This is a genomic window from Aurantimonas litoralis (genome assembly GCF_026153195.1).
GTDB classification, from domain to species: Bacteria; Pseudomonadota; Alphaproteobacteria; order Rhizobiales; family Rhizobiaceae; genus Aurantimonas; species Aurantimonas coralicida.
The window spans coordinates 270,985-297,462 of sequence record NZ_JAPFBM010000001.1; the positions used below are offsets into that span (position 1 = coordinate 270,985).

Annotated in this window: 27 protein-coding genes; 7 read left to right on the forward strand and 20 right to left on the reverse strand. The window is 66.4% G+C overall.

The window, feature by feature from the left end; genetic code table 11:
* Positions 1-68 precede the first annotated feature (68 nt).
* The 10 genes from fliE to motA all read right to left on the reverse strand — a co-directional run bounded on the left by fliE (position 69) and on the right by motA (position 6,636).
* Positions 69-386, reverse strand: a complete 318-nt coding sequence (gene fliE, locus N7I30_RS01365; protein ID WP_475361456.1) for a flagellar hook-basal body complex protein FliE — start codon at positions 384-386, stop codon at positions 69-71.
* Between the two features lie 2 nt (positions 387-388).
* Complete coding sequence (gene flgC, locus N7I30_RS01370) at positions 389-805, reverse strand: flagellar basal body rod protein FlgC (protein ID WP_009210354.1); 417 nt, start codon at positions 803-805, stop codon at positions 389-391.
* Positions 806-809: 4 nt separating this feature from the next.
* Positions 810-1,190, reverse strand: coding sequence for a flagellar basal body rod protein FlgB (gene flgB / locus N7I30_RS01375; protein WP_188075609.1), 381 nt, complete (start codon positions 1,188-1,190; stop codon positions 810-812).
* 215 nt (positions 1,191-1,405) lie between these two features.
* Entirely contained in the window at positions 1,406-1,807 is a 402-nt protein-coding gene (locus N7I30_RS01380; RefSeq protein ID WP_498636165.1) for a BspJ family T4SS effector nucleomodulin, read from the reverse strand.
* Positions 1,808-1,836: 29 nt separating this feature from the next.
* Positions 1,837-2,925: a flagellar biosynthesis protein FlhB gene (flhB, locus tag N7I30_RS01385; protein ID WP_024350308.1), complete on the reverse strand. Its 1,089-nt coding sequence runs from the start codon at positions 2,923-2,925 to the stop codon at positions 1,837-1,839.
* A gap of 99 nt (positions 2,926-3,024) precedes the next feature.
* Positions 3,025-4,068: a FliG C-terminal domain-containing protein gene (locus N7I30_RS01390; protein ID WP_024350307.1), complete on the reverse strand. Its 1,044-nt coding sequence runs from the start codon at positions 4,066-4,068 to the stop codon at positions 3,025-3,027.
* A gap of 11 nt (positions 4,069-4,079) precedes the next feature.
* Positions 4,080-4,409 carry a flagellar motor switch protein FliN gene (gene fliN / locus N7I30_RS01395; protein WP_024350306.1) on the reverse strand — a complete coding sequence of 110 codons (330 nt, stop codon included), beginning with the start codon at positions 4,407-4,409 and terminating at the stop codon, positions 4,080-4,082.
* A gap of 74 nt (positions 4,410-4,483) precedes the next feature.
* A complete protein-coding gene (locus tag N7I30_RS01400) occupies positions 4,484-4,858 on the reverse strand; it encodes a hypothetical protein (RefSeq protein ID WP_498636168.1) in 375 nt (124 codons plus the stop codon).
* On the reverse strand, positions 4,839-5,774 hold the full coding sequence (locus N7I30_RS01405) for a FliM/FliN family flagellar motor switch protein (RefSeq protein WP_498636170.1): 936 nt from the start codon (positions 5,772-5,774) through the stop codon (positions 4,839-4,841). The genes N7I30_RS01400 and N7I30_RS01405 overlap by 20 nt, the downstream gene beginning before the upstream one ends.
* Positions 5,775-5,778: 4 nt before the next feature.
* On the reverse strand, positions 5,779-6,636 hold the full coding sequence (gene motA / locus N7I30_RS01410) for a flagellar motor stator protein MotA (protein WP_024350303.1): 858 nt from the start codon (positions 6,634-6,636) through the stop codon (positions 5,779-5,781).
* 180 nt (positions 6,637-6,816) lie between these two features.
* Between motA and N7I30_RS01415 the strand changes: the two genes are divergently transcribed.
* The 6 genes from N7I30_RS01415 (at position 6,817) to N7I30_RS01440 (ending at position 14,441) form a co-directional block, all read left to right on the forward strand.
* Positions 6,817-6,981 (forward strand): hypothetical protein, encoded by a 165-nt coding sequence (locus tag N7I30_RS01415; RefSeq protein WP_498636173.1) that lies wholly within the window; start codon positions 6,817-6,819, stop codon positions 6,979-6,981.
* A 2-nt stretch (positions 6,982-6,983) separates the two neighbouring features.
* Positions 6,984-7,709, forward strand: coding sequence for a flagellar basal-body rod protein FlgF (flgF, locus tag N7I30_RS01420; RefSeq protein WP_009210361.1), 726 nt, complete (start codon positions 6,984-6,986; stop codon positions 7,707-7,709).
* Entirely contained in the window at positions 7,706-9,079 is a 1,374-nt protein-coding gene (gene fliI / locus N7I30_RS01425) for a flagellar protein export ATPase FliI (RefSeq protein ID WP_024350302.1), read from the forward strand. The genes flgF and fliI overlap by 4 nt, the downstream gene beginning before the upstream one ends.
* 90 nt (positions 9,080-9,169) lie before the next feature.
* The gene (locus N7I30_RS01430; protein WP_498636176.1) at positions 9,170-9,688 is read left to right on the forward strand and encodes a GbsR/MarR family transcriptional regulator; all 519 of its coding nucleotides are present in this window, start codon (positions 9,170-9,172) and stop codon (positions 9,686-9,688) included.
* On the forward strand, positions 9,685-11,238 hold the full coding sequence (locus N7I30_RS01435) for an efflux RND transporter periplasmic adaptor subunit (protein WP_498636179.1): 1,554 nt from the start codon (positions 9,685-9,687) through the stop codon (positions 11,236-11,238). Before N7I30_RS01430 ends, N7I30_RS01435 begins: the two co-directional genes overlap by 4 nt.
* A complete protein-coding gene (locus tag N7I30_RS01440) occupies positions 11,235-14,441 on the forward strand; it encodes an efflux RND transporter permease subunit (RefSeq protein WP_498636181.1) in 3,207 nt (1,068 codons plus the stop codon). The genes N7I30_RS01435 and N7I30_RS01440 overlap by 4 nt, the downstream gene beginning before the upstream one ends.
* 96 nt (positions 14,442-14,537) lie before the next feature.
* Here N7I30_RS01440 and N7I30_RS01445 read toward each other — a convergent pair whose 3' ends face one another.
* From N7I30_RS01445 to aptA, 9 genes are all read right to left on the reverse strand, one after another.
* Complete coding sequence (locus N7I30_RS01445) at positions 14,538-15,533, reverse strand: ABC transporter substrate-binding protein (protein WP_498636183.1); 996 nt, start codon at positions 15,531-15,533, stop codon at positions 14,538-14,540.
* Positions 15,534-15,568: 35 nt separating this feature from the next.
* On the reverse strand, positions 15,569-16,474 hold the full coding sequence (locus N7I30_RS01450; protein WP_498637091.1) for an ABC transporter permease: 906 nt from the start codon (positions 16,472-16,474) through the stop codon (positions 15,569-15,571).
* A 65-nt stretch (positions 16,475-16,539) separates the two neighbouring features.
* Positions 16,540-17,490, reverse strand: a complete 951-nt coding sequence (locus N7I30_RS01455; RefSeq protein ID WP_187390831.1) for an ABC transporter permease — start codon at positions 17,488-17,490, stop codon at positions 16,540-16,542.
* Positions 17,491-17,499: 9 nt separating this feature from the next.
* A complete protein-coding gene (locus tag N7I30_RS01460; RefSeq protein ID WP_009210368.1) occupies positions 17,500-18,273 on the reverse strand; it encodes an ABC transporter ATP-binding protein in 774 nt (257 codons plus the stop codon).
* Between the two features lie 190 nt (positions 18,274-18,463).
* Complete coding sequence (gene hydA / locus N7I30_RS01465; RefSeq protein ID WP_498636185.1) at positions 18,464-19,915, reverse strand: dihydropyrimidinase; 1,452 nt, start codon at positions 19,913-19,915, stop codon at positions 18,464-18,466.
* Entirely contained in the window at positions 19,912-20,292 is a 381-nt protein-coding gene (locus N7I30_RS01470; protein WP_483213573.1) for a type II toxin-antitoxin system PemK/MazF family toxin, read from the reverse strand. The genes hydA and N7I30_RS01470 overlap by 4 nt, the downstream gene beginning before the upstream one ends.
* On the reverse strand, positions 20,289-20,507 hold the full coding sequence (locus N7I30_RS01475) for an antitoxin MazE-like protein (protein ID WP_370194110.1): 219 nt from the start codon (positions 20,505-20,507) through the stop codon (positions 20,289-20,291). The genes N7I30_RS01470 and N7I30_RS01475 overlap by 4 nt, the downstream gene beginning before the upstream one ends.
* Positions 20,508-20,542: 35 nt before the next feature.
* The gene (locus N7I30_RS01480) at positions 20,543-21,790 is read right to left on the reverse strand and encodes a Zn-dependent hydrolase (RefSeq protein WP_498636188.1); all 1,248 of its coding nucleotides are present in this window, start codon (positions 21,788-21,790) and stop codon (positions 20,543-20,545) included.
* Between the two features lie 31 nt (positions 21,791-21,821).
* Positions 21,822-23,150 carry an omega-aminotransferase AptA gene (aptA, locus tag N7I30_RS01485; RefSeq protein ID WP_498636190.1) on the reverse strand — a complete coding sequence of 443 codons (1,329 nt, stop codon included), beginning with the start codon at positions 23,148-23,150 and terminating at the stop codon, positions 21,822-21,824.
* Positions 23,151-23,327: 177 nt separating this feature from the next.
* On the opposite strand from aptA, the gene N7I30_RS01490 reads away from it, so the two are divergent.
* On the forward strand, positions 23,328-23,990 hold the full coding sequence (locus N7I30_RS01490) for a TetR family transcriptional regulator C-terminal domain-containing protein (RefSeq protein ID WP_498636192.1): 663 nt from the start codon (positions 23,328-23,330) through the stop codon (positions 23,988-23,990).
* Positions 23,991-24,030: 40 nt separating this feature from the next.
* Here the strand turns inward: N7I30_RS01490 and N7I30_RS01495 are convergent, their stop codons facing one another.
* Positions 24,031-26,475 carry a putative bifunctional diguanylate cyclase/phosphodiesterase gene (locus N7I30_RS01495; protein ID WP_498636194.1) on the reverse strand — a complete coding sequence of 815 codons (2,445 nt, stop codon included), beginning with the start codon at positions 26,473-26,475 and terminating at the stop codon, positions 24,031-24,033.
* Positions 26,476-26,478 lie beyond the last annotated feature (3 nt).

Consider the following 26,478-nt stretch of genomic DNA (forward strand, 5'->3'; position numbering starts at 1 on the left):
GGACGGTGTACCCGGTCCCCGTCGATACGGGGCGCCGTGGAAAGTTTCAGGTGGCGGAGACCGCCGGATCAGATCGCCATCCGCGACAGTTCCATGTAGGCGCTGACCGCCTTGTCGCGGATCGAGACCGCGGTCTGCAGCGTGCGCTCGGCTTCCATGACAGCCTCGACGACGGCCTGGGTCGTCGCCTGGCCGTTGATCCCACGGATCGAGGTGGCCTCGGCGGACTGGACGGTGGTGACGGCGTCCTTGGCGATCTGCGACAGGACGGCGCTGAAATCGGCGCCGGCGCCCTGCGGGGCCGCGGTTGCGCCGGTGGTGGCGAGGCCGGCATCCACGCTGCCGGTCTGGATGCGGGGCAGGCTCGCTCCGATAGCAGGAATCATGGTCAGCTCCTCAGCAGGTCGATGGTCATGTTGATGATTTCACGCGCCTGCTTCACCACCTGGATGTTGGCTTCGTAGGAGCGGTTGGCTTCGCGCATGTCGGCCATCTCGACCAGCATCCGCACATTCGGCATCTTCACGTAGCCGTCGGCATTGGCGGCCGGATTGCCGGGATCGCTTTCCAGGATGAAAGGCGTGTCGTCGCGGCCGACCTTGTCGACCGAGACCATCTGGGCGCCCGAGACCCGGTCGAGCTCGCTCTGGAAGCTGACCATCTTGCGCTGATACGGGTCGCTGCCGGGCGTCGTGCCGGTGGTCTGCGCATTGGCGATGTTCTCGGAGACGATGCGCATGCGCGTCGACTGCGCCTGCAGGCCGCTGGCGGCGATCTTCAGAGACGAGAGCAGTGGATCGGCCATCGGATTATCCCTTCGCGGACATGATGAGCATGCGGTGGAACGACTTCACCACCGACGTGCCGAGGGCGTATTCGCGCGATACTTCGCCGGCCTTCAGCATTTCCTGCGGCAGGCTGACGGAGTTGCCCGAATGCTTGACGCTCCAGGGCATCTCGTTGACGACATCGGAACCGCCGCCCGCACTGTCCATCGAGGCCAGATGCATGGACTGCGACCGCGACATGCGCAGCGCCGTGGCGTCGAGCGCCTCGGTGAAGGACGAGAGATCCTTGGAGGTGTAGCCGGGCGTGTCGACATTGGCGACGTTCTCGGCGACCACCGTCTGGCGCTGGGCCAGATAGGCGGTGCGCTGCGATGCGAGCCCGAAGATGTAGAGACTATCCATGACGATCCGCGCTGAAAACTTGCGACGGGTCCAGCCTTAGGACGAGGCGCTTGTCCGAAGCTTGATGGATCGGCAGGAACGACTTGAAATGAAACGTCAGGGGGAAAGTATTGCCCGCAGGAGGCCATAATCCCGCATCCGCGGCATGGCGCGCGGAGCGGGGCTGGTGCGGGACTTGCGGAGAGGGATCGGAGCGGTCCGCCGGACCGCCCGGATCAGGACGCGCGCGGCTTCAGATGCGCGTCGTGGATGGCGTTTTCCAGACGCTCGACGCCCTCGTCGGGGCAGGCCGGGCTGTCGAAGGAGATGTAGGTGATGTCGACGGCCGCGGTGGCGGCGCCCAGCTCGAGCTGGAAATGCGCGGTCACGCCGTCATAGACGAATTCCAGCGCCAGGCAGACGATCGGCACCGTGCCCCACGACACCCGGACATGGCCGGAATTGGCGAAGCGCAGGGCACCCGGCTTGAGAAACAGCTCCGCCGAGGAGGTCACGATGTCGGACAGATTGCCGTAGCGCTCCAGTCGCAGGAAGGCGATGTAATCGACCACTTCGACCAGCCGCAGCTCGGCGGCGACTTCCTTGATGCCTTCGGCGAGCGCGCGCTCCCGGGACAAGGTCCTGTGCTTGCGAATATCCAGCATGGCTACGCTGTAGCAACTCCTACCTTGGATCCCGTGCGGGAGTGGAGGAAATAGATGATCTCAGCGATCGCCTTGAAGAACTGGGGCGGAATCATCTGATCGATTTCGACATGATCGTACATCGACCTTGCCAAGAGCTTGTCTTCGATCACCGGAACGTCGTTGGCTTCGGCGATTTCACGAATCTTCAGCGCGACCAGATCGGCGCCCTTGGCAACGACCATCGGAGCGCCGCCCTCTTCGCGATTGTAGCGCAGCGCGATCGCGTAATGGGTCGGGTTGGCGATCACCAGGGTGGCCAGCGGCACGTCGGCCATCATGCGGCGGCGCACCCGGTCGCGACCGATCTGGCGCTGGCGCGCCTTGATCTGCGGATCGCCCTCGGCCTGCTTGTTCTCGTCCTTGATTTCCTGCTTCGACATCATCAGGTCGCGGCGCCAGTGGAACCGGGTCATGGCCAGGTCGGCGGCGACGAGGACGATGGTGGCGATCGAGATGCCCGACAAGAGCTTCATCGCCATCTGCAGGATCAGCTCGGGCACCAGCACGGGGTCCGCGAACATGGCCTGCATCATCGTCGGGAAGCTCGATACGAGCAACATGCTGACGACGACGCCGATGGTGATGAACTTGAACACCGCCTTGCCGAACTCCGTCAGCCCGCGCAGGCCGAAAATGCGCGTGAAGCCGGATGCCGGCGACACGTTCGACCATTTCGGACGAATGCGCTCGATATTGATCTGGGGCGGATTCTGCAGGACGGAAGAGATGACGCCGCCGGCGACGAAGAGCCCTGCGGCCGGCAGGATGAACCAGACGGCCTCGCGGGCCAGCATGTGCAGGACGTGTAGAGCATCGGCACTCGTATCCAAATCCCACTGGAGCGGGTTCTCGAACGTCGTCTGCAGCGACAGCAGGAGGCGCTGGACGCCCTCACGGGCCTGCAGCGCGATGAACGCCATGATGGCCAGAAGCGAGGCCAGAATAGGCGCTTCCCGCGAAACCGGAAGGTTGCCCTTCTCGACCGCGTCGCTGATCTTCTTCTCGGTCGGGAACTCTGTTTTTGAGGATTTGTCCTCGCTATCCGACACTGGCGATTAAGCTCCGCAGGTGTTGACGTTCAGTGAAGAGAACGGCTTTCCCGGCCGATGACGGGAAAGCCGTGGAGGACACGCGGCGCTTTCGCGCCGCTATGCTTCGGATTCGCCGTGCAGATCCAGCTTGCCCTGGCTCCACAGCTCGAGCGCCGTGCTGGCCACCTGGCGGCGGGCGCGATCGATGTCGGCCGCCGGCTTTTCGTCGCCGCGCTTGAACTCGGCCTCGACCATGCGCCGCGAACGGGCGCTGAGCGAGGACAGTGCGGCCTCCTTCAGTTCTTCGCTCGCGCTGACGAAGGCGGTGATGATCACCTCCGTGTCGATCGCATCGAACAGCACCATGCGGGCGCGCTTGTCGAGCGCCACGATGTCGTCGAAGGCGAAGAGCAGGTTGCGGAGCTTCTCGGCATCCTTCGGCGAGGTCTGGTCGAGCATCACGATCAGGTCGTCGGCATGGCTCTTCGACATGCGGTTGACGATGTCGGCGAGGATCGTGTGGCTGCTCTGCTGCTCGCCCCTGTCCGGCGACGCCAGATAGGCCTGCCGCAGATGGACTTCGAGCAGGCGCTGCACCGGCCGCGTCAGCGACTTCAGCGTCAGCACCCGGCGCATGACGTCATGGCGGAAGGCCGGATCGAATTCGCGGGCGACGGTCGCCGCCGTATCGGGCCGGATCTTCGACAGGAGCACGGCCACGACATGCGGGTGCTCGCGCGACAGCCGCGGCGCGAGGATCTCGCCCTGCAGCTCGGCGACCGAATCCCAGACATTGCGGGAATCGCGCTCGGCCGCCTTGGCACCGTCGTCGCCTTCGCCGGGCGACACCGAGAAGATCGTCTCGAATTCTTCTTCCGACAGCGATTCCTTGAGCAGATTGGTCATCTGCTGGGACGGCGCGTCCAGCCCCGGCGCCTTCTTGAAGGCGTCCTGGAACTCGTCGACCAGCTCGGCGATCTGTTCGGGCGTGACCGATTGCAGACCGGCCGCGCTTTCCTTCAGAAGCTTGATCTCGCTCGCGGAGAAATGCTTGAGCAACCGGGACGTGCCGGGTGCTCCGAGGGTAAGGAGCAGAACAGCCACGCGGGCCTTGCCGCTTGCCGGCAGTTCCGGAACGTTATCCTGAAAAGCGGCGATCATCGACATGATCGTCAGGCTGCCCGCTGGTTCTTGGCGGCAATGCGCGCGCCCGGCTTGGCGACCTCGGTGAGGGTGACGCCGAAGCGCTGCTCGTCGTTGTCGAGGACGACGATCTCGCCGCGGGCGATGACACGACCGTTGATGATCACGTCGACCGGATCGCCGACCTTGCTCTCCAGCTTGACCACCGCGCCACGACCCAGGTCGAGCACTTCGGCGACGGTCATGCTGGTCGAGCCGAGCACGATGTGCATCGTGACCTGCAGATCCTTCACCAGGTCCAGATCCATCCGGCCGGTGCCCAGGTCAGCGCTGCTGGTGGCGAAGTTGTCGTCGGTCATGGCGTTTTCGTCCTTGGGTCTTCAGCCGTCCGCATCATGCGGGGGCCGTGTCACACGGGAGTGATCAATCCGATTTAGCCGGCCAGACTGGCGTGAAGCCTGCGATCGGTCCATTCGCCTGCCGGCGGCAGGACGCGATGGACGCGGCCGGCCTCCGCACGGCGCGGCAGGGCGTCCGCCTCGGCGACCAGCCGGTCGAGCCGGTCGGCGGCGTCGTCGGCTTCGGCAATCCGGAATTCCAGGCGGCGCAGCGTCTCGACGCCCTCGTGCTTGAGCCCGACCACCACTTCGGCGGCGCGGGTGATCGAGGCATCGGCCTGTGCCAGCGAGGTGGAGAGCACGCTTTCCGAGGAGCGCAGCGTCCGCAGCTCGCGCTGCATGCGGGTGCAGCGGAACGCCGTCACGACCAGCGCCACGACGAGAGCGAAATCAAGCAGATAGGATATCATCAATAAACTCCTCGGCGGGGTCGATGCGCTCTTCGATGCGGACGACGTAGGAATCGCGCGACCGGCCCATATGGGCGCGGAACAGCGGCTGGTCCTCGCATTCGATGGCGATCAGGCTGTTCGCGCTGACATCCAGCGGAATGGTGTCGCCAACGGCGAAGCCGGCGATCGTTCCCAGGTCGATCTTCTTCTTGGTGACGATGGCACTGAGACGAAGATCGCTCTTGGCGAAGCTTTCCTTGATGGCGTTCGACCAGCTCTCCTCGCGATCCGGCGGCGGCATCTTCGGCGGCTCGCGCAGGAAGCGGAGATGCGGTGCGAAGAGCGCGCCCGGCAGCGCGAAGGTGATGGTCGTCGACAGCGAGGCGACCGTCAGATCGAAGCGGAACAGGATGAACCGGTCGGTCTCGCCGGCCAGCTGTTCGCCGAGTTCGGCCGCGTTGATGATGTTGCCCACCGACAGACGCAACTCGCCGATCATCTCGAACACCGACAATGCGGAGTCGGCGATGGTCGCCAGCCCCAGCTTGACGATGCTGCGGTCGAGATCGGTCGGCGTGCGCGGCGGGGTTCCCGGCGGTGACGGCTCGGCGGCGAAGAGCGCGGAGATCAGGGCCTCGAGCGCCTCGTGGTCGAGCATCGCATAGCCGGGGCTGCGAAAACGCGGCGAAGACAATGGCGCGTACATGGTGCCGTCGTCTTCGGCCTCGTCGAGCTCGGGACCGAAATCCGACTCCACCTCGCGAAGCGTCAGGTCGAGGCTCGCGCCGGCGATCGCGGAGATCTTGGTCGCGGCCGAGGCGGCCCAGGTCTCGGCCATGTGCTTGAGGCGCTGCAGGCGCCGGGGTTCGAATTCGGCGGCATTGCGAAGGCGTTCGCCGACATCCGCACCGCTGATCTGTTCGGTCTGGCTCATCGGATCAGGCTCCACCGCCGATGGTCTCGGTCTCGACCTGGTCGATGGACGGGCGGTCGTAGGCAGAGATGGTCTTGCGGCCGTATTCGAGGGCGACCTGCGGGATGGCGCCGTTCATGTAGGCGATCAGCGTGGAGCGCACGATGACGAAGACGCGGATGTTCTTCTCGCGCACCGACTTCACCTTGGTGGCGACCGGGCCGACCACGCCATAGGAGAAGAAGATGCCGGCGAAGGTGCCGACGAGGGCCGCGCCGATCAGGTGACCGAGCACTTCCGGCGACTGGTCGAGCGCGCCCATGGCCTTGATGACGCCGAGAACGGCGGCGACGATGCCCAGTGCCGGCAGGCCGTCGGCCATGTCCTGGAGCGCGTGCTTGGGCTTGAGCCGGTCCGAGGAGATCGTCTGGATCTCTTCTTCCATCAGCGCCTCGATCTCGTGCGGACGAGCGTTGCCGATGATGATGAGGCGGCAATAGTCGCAGATGAAGTGGACGAGCGACTCGTCCTTCATCAGCTCCGGATAGGCCTGGAAGATCGGCGACTCCTTCGGCTCGTCGATATGCGCCTCGACCTCGCCGCGCGACTTGGAGCGCATCTCGCGCATCAGCTGATGCAGGAGTGCCAGCACCTTCAGATAGTCGTTCTGCGTGGGCACCTTGTTGGCGAAGGCTTCCTTGACCGCCTTGCCGGTGTCCTTGACCACCTTGGTGGGGTTGGCGACCAGGAAGGTTCCGATCGAAGACCCGAGAATGATGACGTACTCGAACGGCTGCACGAGAACGCCGAGATGGCCACCCATGGCGACGAAGCCGCCGAGAAGGCAGCTCAAGGTGACGATCAGTCCGACTACAATGCCCATGCGGCCCCCGAATGCGAATGTTGCAGACCACCGGTAGGAAGTACCGCTTGTGCGAGCCTTGCCCCCGCAGCAATCCGGCGGCGCTGGCGGCCGGATCGGGCTTGAGCGGCGCGTGGCGACAGGCTGGCGCAAGGGTGAGCCCGGATTTTCACGGCATACATTCTTCTACCGGAGGCCCGTATGTCGGCCGCAACCAACCGATCGACCCTCAAGCGCCGCGATATGGCCGGTGCCATCGTCCGCATGGCCGGACGGGCCCGCATCGAGCGCGTTCTTGACCGGTCGGCCCTGTCCGCCGGTTCGGCCGCCACTTCCGGTCTCCTCCAAGACAGTCGGGATATCTGACGATGGAAACTGCTCTTCCAGTCGCCCTGTCGGCGCAGCTCGCCATGTCGAAGCGCCTCGACACCATTGCCCACAACGTCGCCAATTCGCGCACGACGGGCTTTCGCGCCGAGGAGATCAAGTTCGAGGAGCTGATCTCGCTCAGCGCGCCCGAGCCGGTCTCCTTCGCCTCCGAGGGCACCACCTATTTCTCCACCCGCTCCGGCGAGATGACCCAGACGGGCAACCCGCTGGACATGGCCGTGGACGGCGACGCCTTCTTCGCCTTCCAGGGGCCGAACGGGCCGGTCTACACCCGCGACGGCCGCATGCGGATCAATGCCCAGGGCATGGTCGAGACGATCAGCGGCTATCCGCTCGTCGATGTCGGCGGCGCGCCGCTGCAGGTCGATCCGAATGCCGGCCCGGTGACCATCACCCGCGACGGCATGATCACCCAGAACGGCGCCCAGGCTGGCGCCGTCGGCCTGTTCCAGCTGCCGGCCGGCGCCAAGCTGACGCGCTTCGAGAATTCCGGCCTGATCCCGGATCGCGCCGCCGTGCCGATCGTCGAATTCGCCGATGTCGGCGTGATTCAGGGCTTCCAGGAAGGCTCGAACGTCAATCCGATGCTCGAGATCAGCCGGCTGATCTCCCTGCAGCGCGCCTTCGAGAACGCGTCCAACCTCGTGCAGAGCTCGGAGCGCACGCTGGATGACGCGGTCAAGACGCTCGGGACGAACTCGTGACGGCTGCGCCGACCTCCGGTTCCGGCCAGACCCGGCTCGACGATCATTGCCTGTCGATCACCGGCCATATCATCGATGTCTCGCCACAGGCGTTTCGCGTCGCGGGCCTCTCGCCCTTCGTGCGGCTGGGCGACCGCATTGCCTGTCCGGGCGATGATGGCGACGCCATCGGCGAAGTGGTGCGCATCGAGCAGGGCAGCCTGACCGTCAAACCCTTCGCCAACCGCTTCGTGCGCGGCGTCAAGGCGCCGGCCCGTCAGATCGGGCCCTTCATGGTCTCCCCCTCGCGCAGCTGGAAAGGCCGCGTTCTCGACGCCTTCGGCCGACCGACCGACGGCAAGGGACCGGTAACCGAAGGCGACGATCCGCGCCGCGCCGACGCGCCGCCGCTTCCCGCCATGCAGCGTGGCCGCACCGGCAAGCCCGTCGCCACCGGCGTGCGCGCCCTCGACATCTTCACGCCGCTCGTCCGCGGCCAGCGCATCGGCATCTTCGCCGGTTCCGGCGTCGGCAAGTCGACGCTGATGAGCATGCTGGCGCGCGCCAAGGGCTTCGACACGGTGGTGGTCGCCCTGGTCGGCGAGCGTGGCCGCGAAGTGCGCGAATTCCTCGAAGAGACCATGGCCGGCAATCTGTCCAAGGTCGTCACCATCGTCGCCACCGGCGACGAGAGCCCGATGATGCGGCGCCTGGCGCCGCGCACCGCCACCAGCGTCGCCGAGTATTTCCGCGACCGGGGCGACAGCGTCCTCTTGATCGTCGACAGCGTCACCCGCCTCGCCCATGCCGCCCGCGACGTCGCCCTTGCCGCCGGCGAGCCGCCGGTTGCGCGCGGCTATCCGCCGAGCGTCTTCTCCGAACTGCCGCAGCTCCTGGAGCGCGCCGGACCGGGGCTCGAAGGCTCCGGCTCGATCACCGGCATCTTCTCGGTGCTGGTCGACGGCGACGATCACAACGATCCCATCGCCGACGCCATCCGCGGTACTCTGGACGGCCATATCGTGCTGGACCGCGCGATTGCCGAACAGGGCCGTTTCCCGGCGGTGGACGTCCTGAAATCGATCTCGCGCCTCGCCGACCGGGCCTGGAACCCGCAGGAGCGCGAGCTCGTCAGCCGCCTGCGCAGCATGATCTCGCGCTACGAGGACACGCGGGATCTGCGTCTTCTCGGCGGCTATCAGCGGGGCAGCGACCAGACGCTCGACCAGGCCGTCGATCTGGTGCCGCATGTCTACGAGCATCTCGTCCAGCATCCGGAGGAAGGGCCCTGCAAGCAGCCCTTCGAGGATCTGAGCGCGCGGCTGAAGAAGAGCTTCCAGCCGCCCGCTCCGGTCGTGCCCGCAGGGCCGGGCAAGCCCGCCGCCGGCTGATCGGCCCCTTTGTGTGACATTCAGCCATAGCTGAACGATTTGTCTTCGTTCAGTCTTGATTGAACGACCCGGCGCACGTATCTGCGCCGGATGAACATCGTCCTCGATCACCAGTCCGTCCCGGCCGGCGACGGCAGCGCCGTGCGCGCGCATTTCGTCGACCGCATGGGCCACCATCTTGAAGTGGAAGGGCTGCCGCGGATTGCGGGCCGTCTGTTTGGCTATCTGATCCTCGCGCCCGAACCGGTGAGCTTCGGCGCGCTGGCCGAGACGCTCGGCGTCAGCCGCGGTTCGATCTCGACCAATGCCCGGCTCCTCGAAAGCAAGGGGCTGATCGAGCGGATGGCCGTTCCGGGTGAGCGCCAGGACTTCTTCCGCCTCGCCGAGCGCCCTTATGCGAACATGATGCGCGGCATCATCGCGCGGATGCAGGACATGCTCGCCACCCTTGCCGAGACCGCCGATGCCCTGCCCGGCGACGCTGCCGTCGAGCGCGCCCGGCTCGACGAGGCACGCCAGTTCTTCGAAACGTCGGTCTCCGCCTTTGCCGACATCGCCGCGCGCCTCGCCGATCAGCCTGTGCCCGCGCAAACCCCGGACGACCGATGACCAGCACCGACGAAAACCGGACGCAGACACCGGCCGCCGACACCGCGCCCCCCGCCAGGGAACCAAGGTCCTATGCCGGCTGGCTGGCGACCCTCTTCGTTCTCGCCCTCGTGGCGTGGATGGGCTCGGGCTATCTCTACCCTGCCGAAGACACCGCCCCGGCCCCGCAGGCGCGCCAGCAGCAGCCCTTCACCGTCGAGGCCTTCGCCTCGACCGCCAAGGCGGTGACCCAGTTCGTCGCCGCCGAGGGTCAGGTCTCGCCCGACCGCATCACTCCGGTGCGAGCCAAGGTCGGCGGCACGGTGGAAGAGGTGCTCGTCGCCAAGGGCGATTTCCTCGAGGAAGGCACGCTGATCGCACGGATCGCGCTCGACGACCGCAGCGCCCAGGTCGCGCAGGCCGAGGCCGAGCTGTCGCGCCGCCAGGGCGAGTACGACCGGGTTTCGGGCCTGGCCGATCGCGGCTATTCGACCGCCGCCGAAGTCGAGGCCGCCCAAGCCGAACTCGCCAGCGCCAAGGCGGCACTGGCGGCGATCCGGCAGACCACCGGCGACACCGAGATCCGCGCGCCGATCACCGGCGTTCTCGACGCCTTCGACCTCGATCTCGGCGAATTCGTCGCCGCCAGCGCCGAGATCGGCCAGCAGATTGACATCGATCCCCTGACCGTCGACGTACAGATCGCCCAGCAGAATGTCGGCAAGGTCCGGGTCGGCCAGCCGGCCGCCGTCACCTTCATCACCGGCGAGGCGCGCGAAGGCACCGTGCGCTACATCGCGGCCAATGCCGATACCGCCACCCGGACCTTCCCGGTGGAGGTCGTGGTCAAAAATCCCGACCGCGACATCCCGGCCGGCATTTCGGCGCAGGTCCGCATCCCCACCGGCGAGACGCCGGCGCATTTCATCTCGGCGGCCCTTCTGGCGCTCGGCCCGGACGGCACGCTTGGCGTGAAGGCCGTCGGCGAAGACGACGTCGTCAGCTTCCACCCGATCGAACTGGTGCGCGCCGAGACCGACGGCATCTGGGTGAGCGGACTGCCCGAAGAGCTGCGCATCATTTCGGTGGGCCAGGGCTTCGTCGCGGCCGGCGAGACCGTGCGCGTGGTTGCGCCCGAACCGGGTAAGCCGGGCGAGCCGGAGACGGCAACGGATCCGCAGGTCGAGCTTCCCGAGCCGGCCCCCGACATCGTCGGCGAGACGGCCAGCGAACAGGAACAGGGCGACGGCGGGATCGTGGCGCAGGGCGATATCGACGCCGACATGCCGGAGGCCGCGACCACCGAAGAGAGCACGGAGACCGCTTCGATCGCCCCGCAGACCGCCGCCGAGATCGAAGCGTCGCTGGAGGCCCTGCCAGTGCGGGCGCTACAGCAGCGGCTGGAGACGCTCGGCTATTCGCCCGGCACCGTCGACGGCGTTCTCGGCGCATCGACCCGTGCGGCGATCCGCGCCTATCAGCGCGACAACGGCATGGAGGTCACCGGCGAAGTAACGCCGGCGCTGGCGGGCGCGCTGCTTCTCGACGACGCCGCGGAGACGGGCCAGTGAGAGCCCTCATCGACGCCGCCTTCGACCGGTCGCGCACGGTCCTTCTGTTCCTCATCCTGGTGCTGATCGCCGGCGTCGCCGGCTATCAGGCGATCCCGAAGGAATCCTCGCCCGACATCCCGATCCCGGTGATGTATGTGAGCGCGGTGCTGGAAGGCATCTCGCCGGAGGACAGCGAGCGTCTGCTGGTGCGGCCGCTGGAGACCGAACTGTCGTCCCTCTCCGGGCTCGACGAGATGGAGGCGCACGCTTCCGAGGGCTTCGCCTCGGTGCAGCTGAAATTCGAGGCGGGCTTCGACGCCGACGAGGCGCTGACTGACGTCAAGGACGCCGTCGACCGCGCCAAGCCGAACATGCCGGCCGAGGTCGACGAGCCGGTGGTCACCGAGGTGAACACCTCGCTGTTCCCCATCCTGACCGTCGTCCTGTCCGGGCCGATCCCCGAACGCTCGCTGGTCAACATCGCCAGCGACCTCAAGGACGATCTGGAAGCCCTGTCGGGTGTTCTGGAGATCGACATCGGCGGCGAGCGCGAAGAGCTGATGGAGGTCCTGATCGACCCCACGGTCTTCGAGACCTACAACCTGTCCTTCGACGAACTGGTCAGCCAGATCAGCCGCAACAACCGGCTGATCGCAGCCGGCGCGCTCGACACCGGGGCCGGACGCATCGTCCTCAAGGTGCCCGGCCTGATCGAGGATGCGCAGGACGTGCTCGACCTGCCGATCAAGGTCGACGGCTCGACGGTGCTGACCTTCAAGGACGTCGCCATTGCACGGCGCACCTTCGAGGACCCGGAGGGCTTTGCCCGCATCGACGGCGAACCGTCGCTGGCGCTGGAAGTGAAGAAGCGCTCGGGCGCCAACATCATCGAGACCGTGGACGCCGTCCGCGAGGTGGTCGCGCGCCAGAAGGAAGCCTGGCCCGAGACCGTCAGCGTGCGCTACCTGCAGGACGAGTCCGAGCAGGTGAAGACCATGCTCGGCGACCTGGAGAACAACGTCATCTCGGCCATCGTCCTGGTGATGATCGTCATCGTCGCGGCGCTCGGCTTCCGCACCTCGGTGCTGGTCGGCCTGTCGATCCCGGGCTCCTTCCTGGCCGGCATCGCGATACTCTGGCTCGCCGGCTACACGATGAACATCATCGTCCTGTTCTCGCTGATCCTCGTGGTCGGCATGCTGGTCGACGGCGCCATCGTCACCACCGAGCTCGCCGACCGGCGGCTTCTGGAAGGCGCCTCCCCGCGCGACGCCTATCGCCAGGCGGCCAAGCGCATGGCCTGGCCGATCATCGCCTCGACGGTCACGACGCTCGCTGTGTTCCTGCCGCTGCTGTTCTGGAGCGGGATCGTCGGCGAGTTCATGAAATTCCTGCCGATTACGGTGATGATCACCCTCACCGCGTCGCTGTTCATGGCGCTGGTCTTCATCCCCGTCCTCGGCGGCATGATCGGCAAGGCCCAGCCGATGCCGGCGCGCCAGCGCGCGGCCATCGAGGCCGCCGAGACCGGAGACATGTCGCAGATCGGCGGCTGGACCGGCACCTATCTGCGCGTCCTGCGCAGCGCCGTGAAGGCGCCCTTCGCCACGCTCGTCATCGCCACCGTCCTGCTCGTCGGCGCCTTCTACGGCTATTCGCAGCACGGCAAGGGCGTCGAGTTCTTCCCGTCGATCGAGCCGGAATTTGCCCAGGTACAGATCCGTGCCCGCGACAATTTCTCGATCTTCGAGCGCGACGCGCTGGTGCGCCGGGTCGAGAACCGGCTGCTCGGCATGGAGGAGGTGCAGACCGTCTATGCCCGCACGCTGAGCGAGGGCGGCGCCCGGCAGGTCGGCGCCGACGTCATCGGCACCGTCCAGCTCGAGCTCGACGAATGGGATCAGCGGCGCAAGGCGACCGCAATCTTCGACGACATCCGCGCCCGGGTCGCCGACATTCCCGGCATCACCGTCCAGGTGCAGCAGGAACAGAACGGCCCGGCCAGCGGCAAGCCGGTCAATCTCAAGCTGCTCGGCCCATCGCTGGACACGCTGGCCGACGGCATCGCCACGGCCCGCGGGCTGATGGAGGAGATCGGCGGCTTCACCAACGTCACCGACACGCGCCCCCTGCCCGGCGTCGAGTGGCAGCTGCAGGTCAACCGCGAGGAGGCCGCGCGCTACGGCGCCGACGTCTCGCTGCTCGGCCAGGCCGTCCGGCTGCTGACCGCCGGGATCGAGGTCTCCAACTATCGGCCCGAGGATGCCGGCGGCGACGGCGAGGTGCCGATCCGCGTTCGCTTCCCGGCCGGCGACCGGACGCTGGAGCGGTTGCAGGATCTGAGGATCCCCACCGCGCAGGGGCTCGTGCCGATCCGCAACTTCGTCTCCTTCAAGCCGGCGCCCAAGGTCGGCACGATCATCCGCATCGACCAGCGCCGGGTCATGGCGGTGGAGGCGGATGTCGCCGAGGGTCTGCTGGTCAACGACCAGATCGTCGCCCTGCGGCAGGCGCTGGAACAGGCCAGCCTGCCGCCCGGCGTCGATTTCCGCTTCGGCGGCGAGGCGGAGGACCAGGCGGAAGCGATGAGCTTCCTCGCCGGCGCCTTCGGTGCGGCGATCTTCCTGATGTTCCTGGTGCTGGTGACCCAGTTCAACTCGATCTACCAGGCCATCCTTGTGATGAGCGCCATCGTCTTCTCGACGGCCGGGGTGTTCTACGGCCTGCTCCTCACCGGACGCCCGTTCGGCGTGGTGATGGGCGGCATCGGCGTGATCGCGCTGGCCGGCATCGTGGTCAACAACAACATCGTCCTGATCGACACCTACAACGACCTGCGGCGCTCAGGCCAGCCGCCGCTGGAAGCGCTGCTGCGCACCGGCGCCCAGCGTCTGCGGCCGGTGTTCCTGACCTCGATCACCACCGTTCTCGGGCTGATGCCGATGGTGATCGGCGTCAATATCGACTTCATCCACCGCACCATGGCGTTCGGAGCGCCCTCGACCCAGTGGTGGACGGAGCTGTCGAGCGCCATCGCCGGCGGCCTGACCTTCGCGACGGTGCTGACGCTGGTGCTGACCCCGGCCATGCTGATGCTGGGCGAATGCCTGGTCGCCTGGTTCAAGCGCAAGCGTGGCGAGGACGTGCCGAGCCCGCTCATCGGCGATCCGCTGGCCAAGCACGCGCCGGCGCCGGCAAGCGCCGCGCCCGCCCCCGCCTGACGCCGCCGCAACCCGTGGCGTCGCCGCGGCTTCAACATGCAGAAAGGCCGGGGACATGCCCCGGCCTTTCGCTTGTCTGCACTGACCGGCAGGCGGTCACTCCATCTCGGCAGCCTTGTCGGTGACGACGCTGGTCCAGGCGCCCTCGGGCTCCTTGGTGATCACCGGGTCGGAGCCGCCCGACATCAGGACACCGACGGTGTTGTCGGCCGCCGCCGTCTCGAGCGCGCCGTCGTCACCGAGGAGCTTGGCGATCTCGCCCATCATGAAGGTCTGGTGCGCCATGGTCTGGGCGCCGGTCATGTCGTTGTCGAGAACAATCTCGGCCGCCTCTTCCGGGTTTTCGGCCGCATAGGACCACCCCTTCATCGACGCCTTCACGAAGCGGGCATAGGCATCCACCATCTCCGGCTTCTGCAGGTCCTCCTCGAGGACATAGAGGCCATCCTCGAGCGTCGCGACGCCCTGGTCGGTGTAGTTGAACACAACCAGTTCCTCGGCCGGAATGCCGGCGTCCAGAACCTGGCCGTATTCGTTGTAGGTCATGGTGGAGATGCAGTCGGCCTGCTTCTGGATCAGCGGGTCGACATTGAAGCCCTGCTTGATGACGGTGACGCCCTCGTCGCCGCCTTCGGTCGACAGGCCGAGCTGCGACATCCAGGACAGGAAGGGATATTCGTTGCCCGAGAACCAGACGCCGAGGGTCTTGCCCTTGAAGTCGGCAGGCTTCTCGATGCCGGTCTCCTTGCGACAGGTCAGCATCATGCCCGAGCGCTCGAAGGGCTGCGCGATGTTGACCAGCGCGACACCCTTTTCGCGGGCGGCCAGCGCCGACGGCATCCAGTCGACGACGATGTCGGCACCGCCACCGGCCAGCACCTGGACCGGAGCGATATCGGGCCCGCCCGGCTTGATGGTGACGTCGAGATCGGCCTCCTCGTAGAAACCCTTCTCCTTGGCGACGTAATAGCCGGCGAACTGCGCCTGGGTGACCCATTTGAGCTGCAGCGTCAGCGCATCCTGCGCCATTGCGGGCATCGCCAGACCAAGACCTGCCAACGCCACCGTGGCGCCTGCCAGTAGCTTCCTCATGCGCATTCTCCTTTGCTGCTGCGTTGCGTCGCCGCCTAGCCCTTGCGGTAGGACGGATGCCAGAAGGTCGTGATCCGCTCGATGACGGACAGAATGCCATAGGTCAGCGAGCCGGCGAGCGCGGCGACCGCGATCTCGGCCCAGACCATGTCGGTGTTCATCCGGCCGATCTCGGCCGAGATGCGAAAGCCCATGCCGACGATCGGCGTGCCGAAGAACTCCGCCACGATTGCACCGATCAGGGCGAGGGTCGAGTTGATCTTCAGCGCGTTGAAGACGAAGGGCATGGCCGCCGGCAGCCGCAGCTTCAGAAGGCTCTGCCAGGGTCCGGCGGCATAGGTGCGCATCAGGTCGCGTTCCATCGCCCCGGCCGCAGAGAGGCCGGCGACGGTGTTCACCAGCATGGGGAAGAAGGTCATCACCACGACCACGGCGGCCTTGGAGGGCCAGTCGAAGCCGAACCACATCACCATGATCGGCGCGACGCCGACGATGGGCAGCGCCGAGACGAGGTTGCCGACCGGCAGGAGGCCGCGCTTGAGGAAGGACGAGCGATCGACCAGCACCGCGACGGCGAAGCCGCTGGCACAGCCGATGACGTAACCCGCCACCACCGCCTTCAGGAAGGTCTGAACGAAGTCGACCCACAAGATCGGCAGCGAGTTGGCGATCCTGACACCGATGTCGGACGGGGCAGGCAGGAGCACGATCGGCACCTGCAGCGCCCGCACCACGAACTCCCAGAGGAACAGCAGCGAGACGCCGAAGACGACCGGGATGAGTACCTGGAGCGCGACGTGCCCTGCCCGCCCCCGCGGTTCGATCGCGGCGAGACTGACGGTCAGCCGCCAGGAGGCGGCCCAGAAGGCAAGGATCGCCAGGATCAGAAGCGGGCCGCGCTGGTCCACGCCGAGCAGCGCCAGAGCGGCGATCGCCGCCATCGCCGCAAGGCCACCGGTCAGGGCGATCGCGCCGGGACCGGGGCCGGCGCCGTTCCGCGCGGCGCTCATGGCCGGGCCCCCATGCGCTTGAGCGAGGCCTTCTCCCCGAGCCCGATCAGCCAGACGAGGACGCCCGCCATGATCGCGGCGGCGACGAGCGCCGACCAGATCTGGATGGTCTGGCCATAATAGGAGCCGGCCAGAAGCCGCGCGCCGAGACCGGCGACCGCGCCGGTCGGCAATTCGCCGACGATGGCGCCGACGAGAGCCGCCGCCACGGCGACTTTCATAGAGGTGAACAGGAACGGCATGGAGGCCGGCCAGCGCAGCTTGACCAGGGTCTGGCGCCGGGTTGCCGAATAGGTGTGCATCAGGTCGATCAACATCGCGTCGGGCGAGCGCAGCCCCTTCACCATGCCGACCGCGACCGGGAAGAAGGACAGATAGGTGGAGATGATCGCCTTGGGCAGAAGGCCGGTCACGCCGACGGAATTGAGGACAACGATCACCATCGGCGCGATGGCGAGGATCGGGATGGTCTGCGAGGCGATGATCCAGGGCATCAGGCTCTTGTCGAGCGTGCGCGAATTGAGGATGCCGACGGCCAAGAGCACGCCCAGGGCGGTGCCGATGAGGAAGCCGAGCAGCGTCGAGGAGAGCGTCACCCAGGCGTGGTAGAGCAGCGAACGCGGTGAGGAGGGTTTCACCCCGACCGTGGAGTTCCAGATTTCCACGACGATCTGATGCGGCGCCGGCAGCACCGGCCGCTCCGCCGACCAGGTGGCGGCGACTGTGTCGAGGGCGCCATAGGCCTCGCCGGCGCGCTCCAGCTTCACCGTCTCGGTCGCCCAGTTCATGCCGATCGCGGCGAGATACCAGATGGCGAGGATCGCCAGCACGACGGTCAGAACCGGCACGGTCCGTCCGTCACGCATGCGCCGCCCGAGCCGTCGCAGCGGACCGGCATAGCCGATAGCGGCGCCCGGCTCGGCGATGGGTGTCGACGGCGGCGTCATCGGTACCGCTCAGTCATAGCCGTGCCCTGCCCGCAGTCCCTCGCGCACCCTGTGGGCGATGGCGAGGAATTCCGGCGTGTCGCGAATGTCGAGGGGACGGTCCGGCCCGAGATCGCAGTCGATGATCTCATGAATACGGCCGGGGCGCGGGCTCATCACCACGATCCGTGTCGACAGGAACACCGCTTCGGGGATCGAATGGGTGACGAAGACGACGGTCTTCTGCGTCTTGGCCCAGAGCTTCAGCAGTTCCTCGTTGAGATGGTCGCGGACGATTTCGTCGAGCGCGCCGAAGGGTTCGTCCATCAGGAGGAGGTCCGGGTCGAAGCACAGGGCGCGGGCGATCGATGCCCGCTGCTGCATGCCGCCGGACAATTGCCAGGGATATTTGCGGCCGAAGCCGGCAAGGCCGACCAGTTCGAGATTGGCGTCGATCCGGCGTTTCCGCTCGGCCCGGTCGAAGCCCATGATCTCCAGTGGCAGCGCGACGTTCTTCTCGATGGTGCGCCACGGATAGAGCGCCGCGGCCTGGAAGACATAGCCATAGGCCCGCGCCTGACGCGCCTGATCGGGCGTCATGCCGTTGACCGAGATCGATCCGCCGGTCGGCTGCTCCAGATCGGCGATGACGCGCAAGAGCGTGGTCTTGCCGCAGCCGGACGGCCCGATGAAGGAGACGAACTCGCCGCTGTTCACGGTGAGGTCGATGCCCTTCAGCGCATGGACCGGCGTGTCGGCGGTCTCAAAGACGAGGTCGAGATTGCGGGCTTCGATGACGTTCACGTTGCGCCTTTACTCACCGCCACCTCGATTGGGTGGCCCACTTTCGCTTCGGCTAAAGACCGCAGTGCTTCAATGCCACCGACAGCGTGTTCGATGGCGGCGCGCAATCGCTGGTCATGTCCGGGCCGGAAACGGCCACCGCTCGTCGTTTCCTCACAACCACATATGCAACGTGGGCTGCTCGCCATAGTCAGACCCCGCTCGCCGGAATGCCGGTGCGCTCGATCTTGCGCGGCGCGGTGAGTTCCTTCCAGGTCGACAGCGCCTTGGCGGCGGGCGCGCTCGCGGGACGTTCGACGAAGCGGCCATTGCCCTTTTCGGCCCGCACGTCGCCCCCCTTGTAGGCGAGGCGGCCGCGCGAGAACGTCATCACCGGCAGGCCGGTCAGTTCGATGCCCTCGAAGACGTTGTACTCGATCACCGATTTCTGGGTCTTGGCCGAGATGGTCTTGGTCGCGGCCGGGTCGAAGATCACCAGATCGGCGTCGGCCCCGACGAGGATCGCGCCCTTCTTCGGATAGATGTTCAGGATCTTGGCGATGTTGGTGGAGGTGACGGCGACGAATTCGTTCATCGTCAGCCGGCCGGTGCCGACGCCCTTGGTCCACAGGACCGCCAGCCGGTCTTCGAGACCGCCGGTGCCGTTGGGGATCTTGGTGAAATCGCCGAGCCCCATGCGCTTCTGCTCGTCGGTGAAGGCGCAATGGTCGGTCGCAACGACCTGCAGCGAGCCGGCGGCAAGCCCCGCCCAAAGCGAATCCTGGTTCTTCTTGTCGCGGAAGGGCGGCGACATCACCCGGCGGGCGGCGTGCTGCCAGTCGGGATGGAAGTACTCGCTCTCGTCCAGCACCAGATGCTGGATCAGCGGCTCGCCATAGACCCGCATCCCCTTCTGGCGGGCCCGGCGGATCGCCTCGTGGGCCTGTTCGCAGGAGGTGTGGACCACGTAGAGCGGCACGCCCGCCTGATCGGCGATCATGATGGCGCGGTTGACCGCCTCGCCCTCGACCTCGGGCGGGCGGGAATAGGCATGGCCCTCCGGCCCATTGTTGCCCTCGGCCAGCAGCTTCTGCTGCAGGAAGGCGACGACGTCGCCGTTCTCGGCATGGACCAGCGGCATGGCGCCGAGCTCGGCGCAGCGGGTGAAGGACGCGAACATCTCGTCGTCATTCACCATCAGCGCGCCCTTGTAGGCCATGAAGTGCTTGAAGGTGTTGATGCCGGCCTCGACCACCTTGGGCATCTCGTCAAAATATTTCTGGCCCCACCAGGTCACGCCCATGTGGAAGGAATAGTCGGTGCGGGCCGGGCCGGCCTTCTGGAACCAGGTCTGCAGCGCGTCCAGCGGGCCCTGGCCGGGGGCCGGCAGGCAGAAATCGACGGTCATGGTGGTGCCGCCGGCCAGCGCCGCCGCCGAGCCGGAATCGAAATCGTCGGCCGAATGGGTGCCCATGAAGGGCATTTCCATATGGGTGTGCGGGTCGATGCCGCCGGGCATGACGTAGGTGCCGGAGGCGTCGATCACCTCGTCGCCGGACAGGTCTTGACCGATCGCCGCGATGGTATCGCCGTCGATCAGGATGTCGGCCTTGTAGGTGAGATCGGCGGTAACGATCGTGCCGCCCTTGATGACGATGGTCATGGTGACTCCTGGCTGGACGATGGAAGAATGGAAGGCGCAGCGCCGACGACGCCTGCCAGTTGCAGGAAGATCATCAGGGCGCGGTCGACCTCAAGCATGCGGTCCGGGTCGACACTGCCGATCGGCGCATAGACCTTTTCGCGCGGATAGGTCTGGAGCTTGTCGACCATCAACTGCGAGCGTTCCCGCAATCCGTTCGACGGCCCCGGCTCGACGGGAATGCGGATGGAGATATCCTTGCCAAGATCGGTGGTGAAGGGAACGACCGTGACACTGCCAAGATGTTCGGCGAAATGGTCGGCCTGCACGACAACAGCCGGCCTGGCCTTGCCGTAGTCTCCCTTTCCCGAGACGAGCACGACATCCCCTCTTCTCATTGAGGAAGATCGTCCCACAGATCGGCGACCTCGTCCGACAGGCGATCGATCTCTCCCGATCGGCGATCCGCCGCGTTGATCGCCCGGCAGTCCTTGTCCAACTGCGCCTGAAAGGCCGGATCGTTCCAGTTCGGCACCCAGACCTCCACGGGACGATATCCGCGAGCCAGAAGATCGGCCCGTTCCGCTTCGGTCAGTTCCTTCGGCCTGCCCATGACGACCTCCTGGCGTTGCGCGATCCCGGTCCAGCCTACTCCACGATCCCCGCGGTCTCCACGACTGCGCGCATCAGGACGTTGGCGCCGGCCGTCGCCCATTCCCTGGAAATCTCTTCCGCCTCGTTGTGGGACAGGCCGTCGACGCAGGGGCACATGACCATGGCGGTCGGCGCGACGCGGTTGATCCAGCAGGCGTCGTGGCCGGCGCCCGAGACGATGTTGCGGTGGGAATAGCCGAGTGCCTCGGAGGCGTCGCGGATCGCCGTCACGCAGGTCTCGTCGAAGGTCACCGGATCGAAATGGCCGACCTCGTCGACGGACACGTCGATGTCGAGCGCGTCGGCGATCAGGTCGATGCCGTCCTCGATGCGCTCGCGCATCGTGTCGAGGGTGTCCTTGGACGGCGAGCGGATGTCGACGGTGAAGACGCAGCGACCGGGAATGATGTTGCGCGAGTTCGGATGAACGTCGATCTGGCCGATCGTGCCGACGGCGTTCGGCTGGTAATCCATCGCCACCTCGTGGACGAGCTCGATCACCCGCGCCATGCCGAGGCCGGCATTGCGCCGCTTGTACATCGGGGTCGAACCGGTGTGGCTCTCCTTGCCGGTCAGGGTGACCTCGAGCCAGTAGAGCCCCTGCCCGTGGGTGACGACGCCGATGTCGATCCCCTCGTCCTCCAGGATCGGCCCCTGCTCGATATGCAGCTCGAAGAACGCCTTCATCTTGCGACTGCCGACCGGTTCGTCGCCCTGCCAGCCGATCCGCTGGAGTTCGGCGCCGAAGCTCTTGCCGGCGGCGTCCTCGCGGTCCTTGGCCCAGCTCTCTTCCAGAACGCCGGCGAAGACGCCCGAAGCCAGCATGGCCGGGGCAAAGCGGGTGCCCTCCTCGTTCGTCCAATTGGTGACGACGATCGGATGCCGGGTGCGGATATTGAGGTCGTTGAGGGTGCGCACCAGTTCGAGCCCGGCCAAGACGCCGAGGACGCCGTCATACTTGCCGCCGGTCGGCTGGGTATCGAGATGGCTGCCGACATAAACCGGCAGCGCATCGGGATCGGTGCCTTCGCGGCGAGCGAACATGTTGCCCATCGTGTCGAGGCCCATGGTCAGGCCGGCCGCCTCGCACCACGACTTGAAGAGCGACCGCCCCTCGGCGTCCTCGTCGGTCAGGGTCTGGCGGTTGTTGCCGCCGGCGACGCCCGGGCCGATCTTCGCCATCTCCATCAGCGAATCCCAGAGGCGGTCGCCGTCGATCTGGAGATTGGTGGCTGGGCTCATGGGGTCACTCTTTCGATCTGTTGCGGTGCCGTCAGGCGAGGGTCTTCAGAATGCCGCGCAGCGTCTCTACGATCTCGCCGATCTGGTCCTCGGAGATCATCAGCGGCGGCGACAGGGCGATGATATCGCCGGTCGTGCGGATCAGCAGCCCCTTTTCGTAGGCTTCCAGGAAGGCCGAGAAGGCGCGCTTGGTCGGCGCGCCGGCGATCGGCTCCAGTTCGATCGCGCCGATCATTCCAATGGTGCGGATATCGATCACATGGGGCTCGCCCTTCAGCGAATGGATCGCCTCGGCCCAGACCGGCTCCAGCGCCTTCGCCCGTTCGAACAGCCCGTCTTCCTTGTAGGTCTCCAGCGTCGCCAGGCCCGCCGCCGCGGCGATGGGATTGCCGGAATAGGTATAGCCGTGAGCGAATTCGATCAGATGCTCGGCACCGCCCATGAAGGCGTCGTAGATCTCGTCCTTCACATAGACCGCGCCCATCGGGATGACGCCGTTGGTCAGGCCCTTGGCGGTGACCATGATGTCCGGTGTCACGCCGAAATAATCGGCGGCGAAGGCCGTGCCCATGCGCCCGTAGCCGGTGATCACCTCGTCGAAGATGAGGAGGATACCGTGCTGGTCGCAGATCTCGCGCAGCCGCTTCAGATAGCCCTTGGGCGGCGGCAGGACGCCGGTCGAACCGGCCACCGGCTCGACGATCACCGCGGCGATGGTCGAGGGATCGTGCAGGGTGGCGATGCGCAGGAGGTCGTCGGCCAGTTCGGCGCCATGCTCCGTCTCGCCGCTGGAATAGCCGTTGCGGACCGGATCGTGGGTGTGGCGCATATGGTCGACGCCGGTCAGGAGCGTACCGAACATCTTGCGGTTGCCGACGATGCCACCGACCGAGATGCCGCCGAAATTGACGCCGTGATAGCCGCGCTCGCGCCCGATCAGGCGGAAGCGCGCGCCATCGCCCTTGGCCCGGTGATAGGCGAGCGCGATCTTCAGCGCGGTCTCGACCGACTCGGAGCCGGAATTGGTGAAGAACACGTGGTCGAGGCCGGACGGCGCGATCGCGGCAAGGCGCGAGGCCAGTTCGAAGGCCTTCGGATGCCCCATCTGGAAGGCCGGCGCATAGTCGAGCTCGGCCGCCTGCTTCTGGATCGCCTCGACGATCCGTGGCCGGCAATGGCCGGCATTTACGCACCACAGGCCGGCGGTGCCGTCCAGTACCTGGCGCCCGTCGGACGTGGTGTAGTGCATGTCCTTGGCCGCAACGAACATGCGCGGCGTCTGCTTGAACTGCCGGTTCGCGGTGAACGGCATCCAGAAGGCTTCGAGATTGTTGGGCGCGATCGGTGCGTTCTCGTTCATCGGCTGCCGCCTCAATGGGACGGTTCCGAAGCCCGGATCGTCCGAAATCTTGACTAAATGGTCAAAAGCGAGGCTAGAAGGTCGTCAGGAACCGGTCAAGCGTCCTGCTGAAGAACTGCGCAGAATATCGCAGTGCAAAATAGGCGGGCAGACTCCGGTTTGGAGAGGGCGGAACGCGTGGACCAGACAGTCGAGCATTCCGGCACGGAGTCGCCGCATGGCGACCGCCAGCCGACCCGCATCCAGGCGATCAACCGCGAGATCATCCTGGACGCTGCGCTCGAAGTGTTTTCGGTCAACGGCTTCCGGGGATCGACCGTCGACCAGATCGCCGTGCGGGCGAAGATGTCGAAGCCGAATCTCCTCTATTATTTCCGCCGCAAGCAGGACATCTACCGGGCGGTGCTGGAGCACACGCTGGACGACTGGCTGGCGCCGCTGGAAGCGATGAACGCCGACGGCGACCCGATCGAGGAGCTGCGCCGCTACATCACCGCCAAGCTGGCAATGTCGGAAGACAATCCGGCCGCCTCGCGCCTGTTCGCCAACGAGGTCCTGGCCGGCGCCCCGGTGGTCGGCGACTTTCTCGCCACCCGGCTCAAGCAGCTCGTCGACGTGAAGGCGCGGGTCATCCGCGACTGGGTCGATCGCGGCCAGCTCGCACCGGTCGATCCGTACCATCTGATCTTCATGATCTGGGCGACGACCCAGCACTATGCCGATTTCGACGTGCAGATCCGCGCGATCGTCGGTCGTCAGGTCGACGCGCCCGGCTTCCGCGAGCAGACCGCTCAGGCCGTGCTGTCGGTCGTCCTCAACGGCATCCGGCCACGGGACTGACGCTCATTCGCTTGTTGGACGGTCTGCGCTCGCCCGCCGCTCAGGCGGCAGTGGCGGCAGCGCCGCGCGGGTCGAGCGCGTCCTGGGTCAGCGCCTCGAATTCATGCGGCCAGCGGTCGGCGATCTCGACCAGCATCTTCGGCAGGTCCGAAGCCGGGCGCGGCCGCGAGAAATAATAGCCCTGCATCTCGCGGCATCCCTCGGCGTAGAGAATGCGCATCTGCTCCGGCGTCTCGATACCCTCGGCGATGACCCGCATGTCGAGGGCGTTGGACAGGCCGATGACCGAACGCACGATGGCGATGTTCTCCGGCCGCGACATGTCGCGCACGAAGGACTGGTCGATCTTGATCTTGTCGAATGGGAAGCGGTTCAGATAGCCGAGCGAGGAATAGCCGGTGCCGAAATCGTCCATCGAGATGGTCAGGCCCATCCGGCGGAACTCGGTCAGGATCGAGAGCACCTTGTCGCCCTCGTCGAGGAACAGGGATTCGGTGACCTCGATCTGCAGTCGCGACGGCTGCAGCCCGGACTTGGCCAGAACGCGCCGCACATCGGCGACGAGGGTCGGGCTCTTGAACTGCACCGCCGAGAGGTTGACCGAGATGGCGAGATCGCTGACCCAGCTCGACGCCTGCTCGCAGGCGGTTTCCAGCGCCCACAGGCCGATCTGGGTGATCAGCCCGGTTTCTTCGGCCAGCGGAATGAAGGTGGAGGGGCTGACGCGGCCGCGTTCCGGGTGGTTCCAGCGCAGCAGGGCCTCGAAGCCGCTGATCGCGCGACGCCCGGTATCGACGAAGGGTTGGTAGAACAGTTCGAACTGGCCCTCTTCGATCGCCTTCTGCAGGTCGATCTCCAGTTCGCGGCGCTGCTGCAGCTTCTGGCGCATGCTCGGCTGGAACATCCGGTAGCTGCTGCCGGCCGACTGCTTGGCCTGGTAGAGCGCGAGGTCGCAATTCTGCAGCGCGATCGCGGCGTCGAGATCCAGTGGACGCTTGCCGCCTGCAACATACAGGGCACCGACACTGCCGGAGGCGCTGATGTGGCGACCCTCGACCTCGAAGGGCTCATCGAAGCTGGCGACCATCGAACGGGCCAGATCCTCGGCATCGGCGGCGGAGCGGCCGCCGAGGAGGATGACGGCGAATTCGTTGCCGCCGAGGCGCGCGACCGTCGCCTTCGCGCCGGCCTTCTCGATCAGCCGCGCACCGCACTGGCGCAGGATGGCGTCGCCGACGGGATGACCATAGGTGTCGTTGATGGTCTTGAAGCCGCGAATGTCGATGACCGCGATGGTCAGCGCCTTGCGGCCCTTGCCGAGCGCCTCGTCGAGGATTTCGGCGAAGACGCCGCGATTGGGCAGTTCGGTTAGGGCGTCGTGGCCGGACAGGTGCTGCAGGCGCCGGGCGATCGCCTCGCGCTCGGTGATGTCCTCGAAGGTGATCAGAAGGCCGTCGCCGGACATGCCGCGACGCTTCACTTCCATGATCTGACCCTCGCCGACTTCCTGGACATGCGACGCCGTGTCGTTCGGGGCGACACGGCCGGTCAGCCGCGCATCGGTGAAGAAGTCGCGGGCGTTGGTGCCCGCCGGATGATCGCCGAAGAGTTCGGTGAAGGTCTCGTTGCACAGGATCATGCGCTTCTGGCCGTCCAGCATGCAGAGCGCCTGGGTCATGTTGTTCAGGGCCGCGGTCAGCTGGTCCTGCTGGGTGTTGAGCCGGCCGGCCATCAGGTCGACCTTGTCGAGCATCATCGTCTCGAGCTTCTCGCAATGCTCCTGCATCTGGCGCAGGGCATTCAGAACGTCGCGCACCTCGCTCGGGCCGCGGGCCTCGATCGTGTCGCACTCGATACCGCTGGCCAGGTTGCGGGCAAGACCCGACACCCGGCGCAGCGAGGCGCCGACGGAGCGCGACAGGAAGACGGCAAAGCCCGCCATGCCGATGAGGATCGCGGCCAGGCCGGCGAAATTGCGCAACCGCGCGCTCTCGATGGCGCCGACCGCTTCGGCCTTGGTCTGCACCAGGTCGGCGTTCATCGCCGTGACCGCGCGGTCGAGAACCAGTGCAGTGCTGGCGATCTCGCGAGCCGCCATGCGGGCTGACATGTTGCCGCCGGAGGCTTCCAGCCGGCTCAACGGATACAGGAGCTCGGACAGGATGGCCTGAACCTCGGCGGAGCCGGACTGGGCGAGGGCTGTCTGCACGTCGGCCTTGATCGACGAGATGGTGCGCATCGCCGGCTCCAGCCGGACCTGTGCGTCGTCGCCGCTGACTGTCTCCTGGGCGCCAAGGCTCTCGGCCAATGCGACCGTCTTGCCCTTGGCGACCTGGAGCCGCCCCAGCGGATCGATCCCGCCGTCGTAGAAATTTTGCGCGAAACCGAGGGACACGGACTGGGAATGATAGGAAAAGGCCGCGAACAGGAGCGCCAGCACCGCGAAGATCGAACTGCCGATAATGAGACGCAAATGGATCGACATACA

What these genes read in the sequence shown, in the direction of transcription:
- N7I30_RS01470 (WP_483213573.1), bottom strand. Translation starts at nt 20,292, where the DNA reads ATGAGAAGAGGGGATGTCGTGCTCGTCTCGGGAAAGGGAGACTACGGC.
- flgB (WP_188075609.1), bottom strand. Translation starts at nt 1,190, where the DNA reads ATGGATAGTCTCTACATCTTCGGGCTCGCATCGCAGCGCACCGCCTAT.
- N7I30_RS01450 (WP_498637091.1), bottom strand. Translation starts at nt 16,474, where the DNA reads ATGGCGGCGATCGCCGCTCTGGCGCTGCTCGGCGTGGACCAGCGCGGC.
- N7I30_RS01430 (WP_498636176.1), top strand. Translation starts at nt 9,170, where the DNA reads ATGAACATCGTCCTCGATCACCAGTCCGTCCCGGCCGGCGACGGCAGC.
- N7I30_RS01455 (WP_187390831.1), bottom strand. Translation starts at nt 17,490, where the DNA reads ATGACGCCGCCGTCGACACCCATCGCCGAGCCGGGCGCCGCTATCGGC.
- N7I30_RS01415 (WP_498636173.1), top strand. Translation starts at nt 6,817, where the DNA reads ATGTCGGCCGCAACCAACCGATCGACCCTCAAGCGCCGCGATATGGCC.
- fliN (WP_024350306.1), bottom strand. Translation starts at nt 4,409, where the DNA reads ATGACCGACGACAACTTCGCCACCAGCAGCGCTGACCTGGGCACCGGC.
- N7I30_RS01400 (WP_498636168.1), bottom strand. Translation starts at nt 4,858, where the DNA reads ATGATATCCTATCTGCTTGATTTCGCTCTCGTCGTGGCGCTGGTCGTG.
- N7I30_RS01405 (WP_498636170.1), bottom strand. Translation starts at nt 5,774, where the DNA reads ATGAGCCAGACCGAACAGATCAGCGGTGCGGATGTCGGCGAACGCCTT.
- hydA (WP_498636185.1), bottom strand. Translation starts at nt 19,915, where the DNA reads ATGACCATCGTCATCAAGGGCGGCACGATCGTTACCGCCGATCTCACC.
- N7I30_RS01480 (WP_498636188.1), bottom strand. Translation starts at nt 21,790, where the DNA reads ATGAGCCCAGCCACCAATCTCCAGATCGACGGCGACCGCCTCTGGGAT.
- N7I30_RS01390 (WP_024350307.1), bottom strand. Translation starts at nt 4,068, where the DNA reads ATGATCGCCGCTTTTCAGGATAACGTTCCGGAACTGCCGGCAAGCGGC.
- flgF (WP_009210361.1), top strand. Translation starts at nt 6,984, where the DNA reads ATGGAAACTGCTCTTCCAGTCGCCCTGTCGGCGCAGCTCGCCATGTCG.
- motA (WP_024350303.1), bottom strand. Translation starts at nt 6,636, where the DNA reads ATGGGCATTGTAGTCGGACTGATCGTCACCTTGAGCTGCCTTCTCGGC.
- fliE (WP_475361456.1), bottom strand. Translation starts at nt 386, where the DNA reads ATGATTCCTGCTATCGGAGCGAGCCTGCCCCGCATCCAGACCGGCAGC.
- N7I30_RS01435 (WP_498636179.1), top strand. Translation starts at nt 9,685, where the DNA reads ATGACCAGCACCGACGAAAACCGGACGCAGACACCGGCCGCCGACACC.
- aptA (WP_498636190.1), bottom strand. Translation starts at nt 23,150, where the DNA reads ATGAACGAGAACGCACCGATCGCGCCCAACAATCTCGAAGCCTTCTGG.
- flgC (WP_009210354.1), bottom strand. Translation starts at nt 805, where the DNA reads ATGGCCGATCCACTGCTCTCGTCTCTGAAGATCGCCGCCAGCGGCCTG.
- N7I30_RS01475 (WP_370194110.1), bottom strand. Translation starts at nt 20,507, where the DNA reads ATGGGCAGGCCGAAGGAACTGACCGAAGCGGAACGGGCCGATCTTCTG.
- N7I30_RS01495 (WP_498636194.1), bottom strand. Translation starts at nt 26,475, where the DNA reads ATGTCGATCCATTTGCGTCTCATTATCGGCAGTTCGATCTTCGCGGTG.
- N7I30_RS01445 (WP_498636183.1), bottom strand. Translation starts at nt 15,533, where the DNA reads ATGAGGAAGCTACTGGCAGGCGCCACGGTGGCGTTGGCAGGTCTTGGT.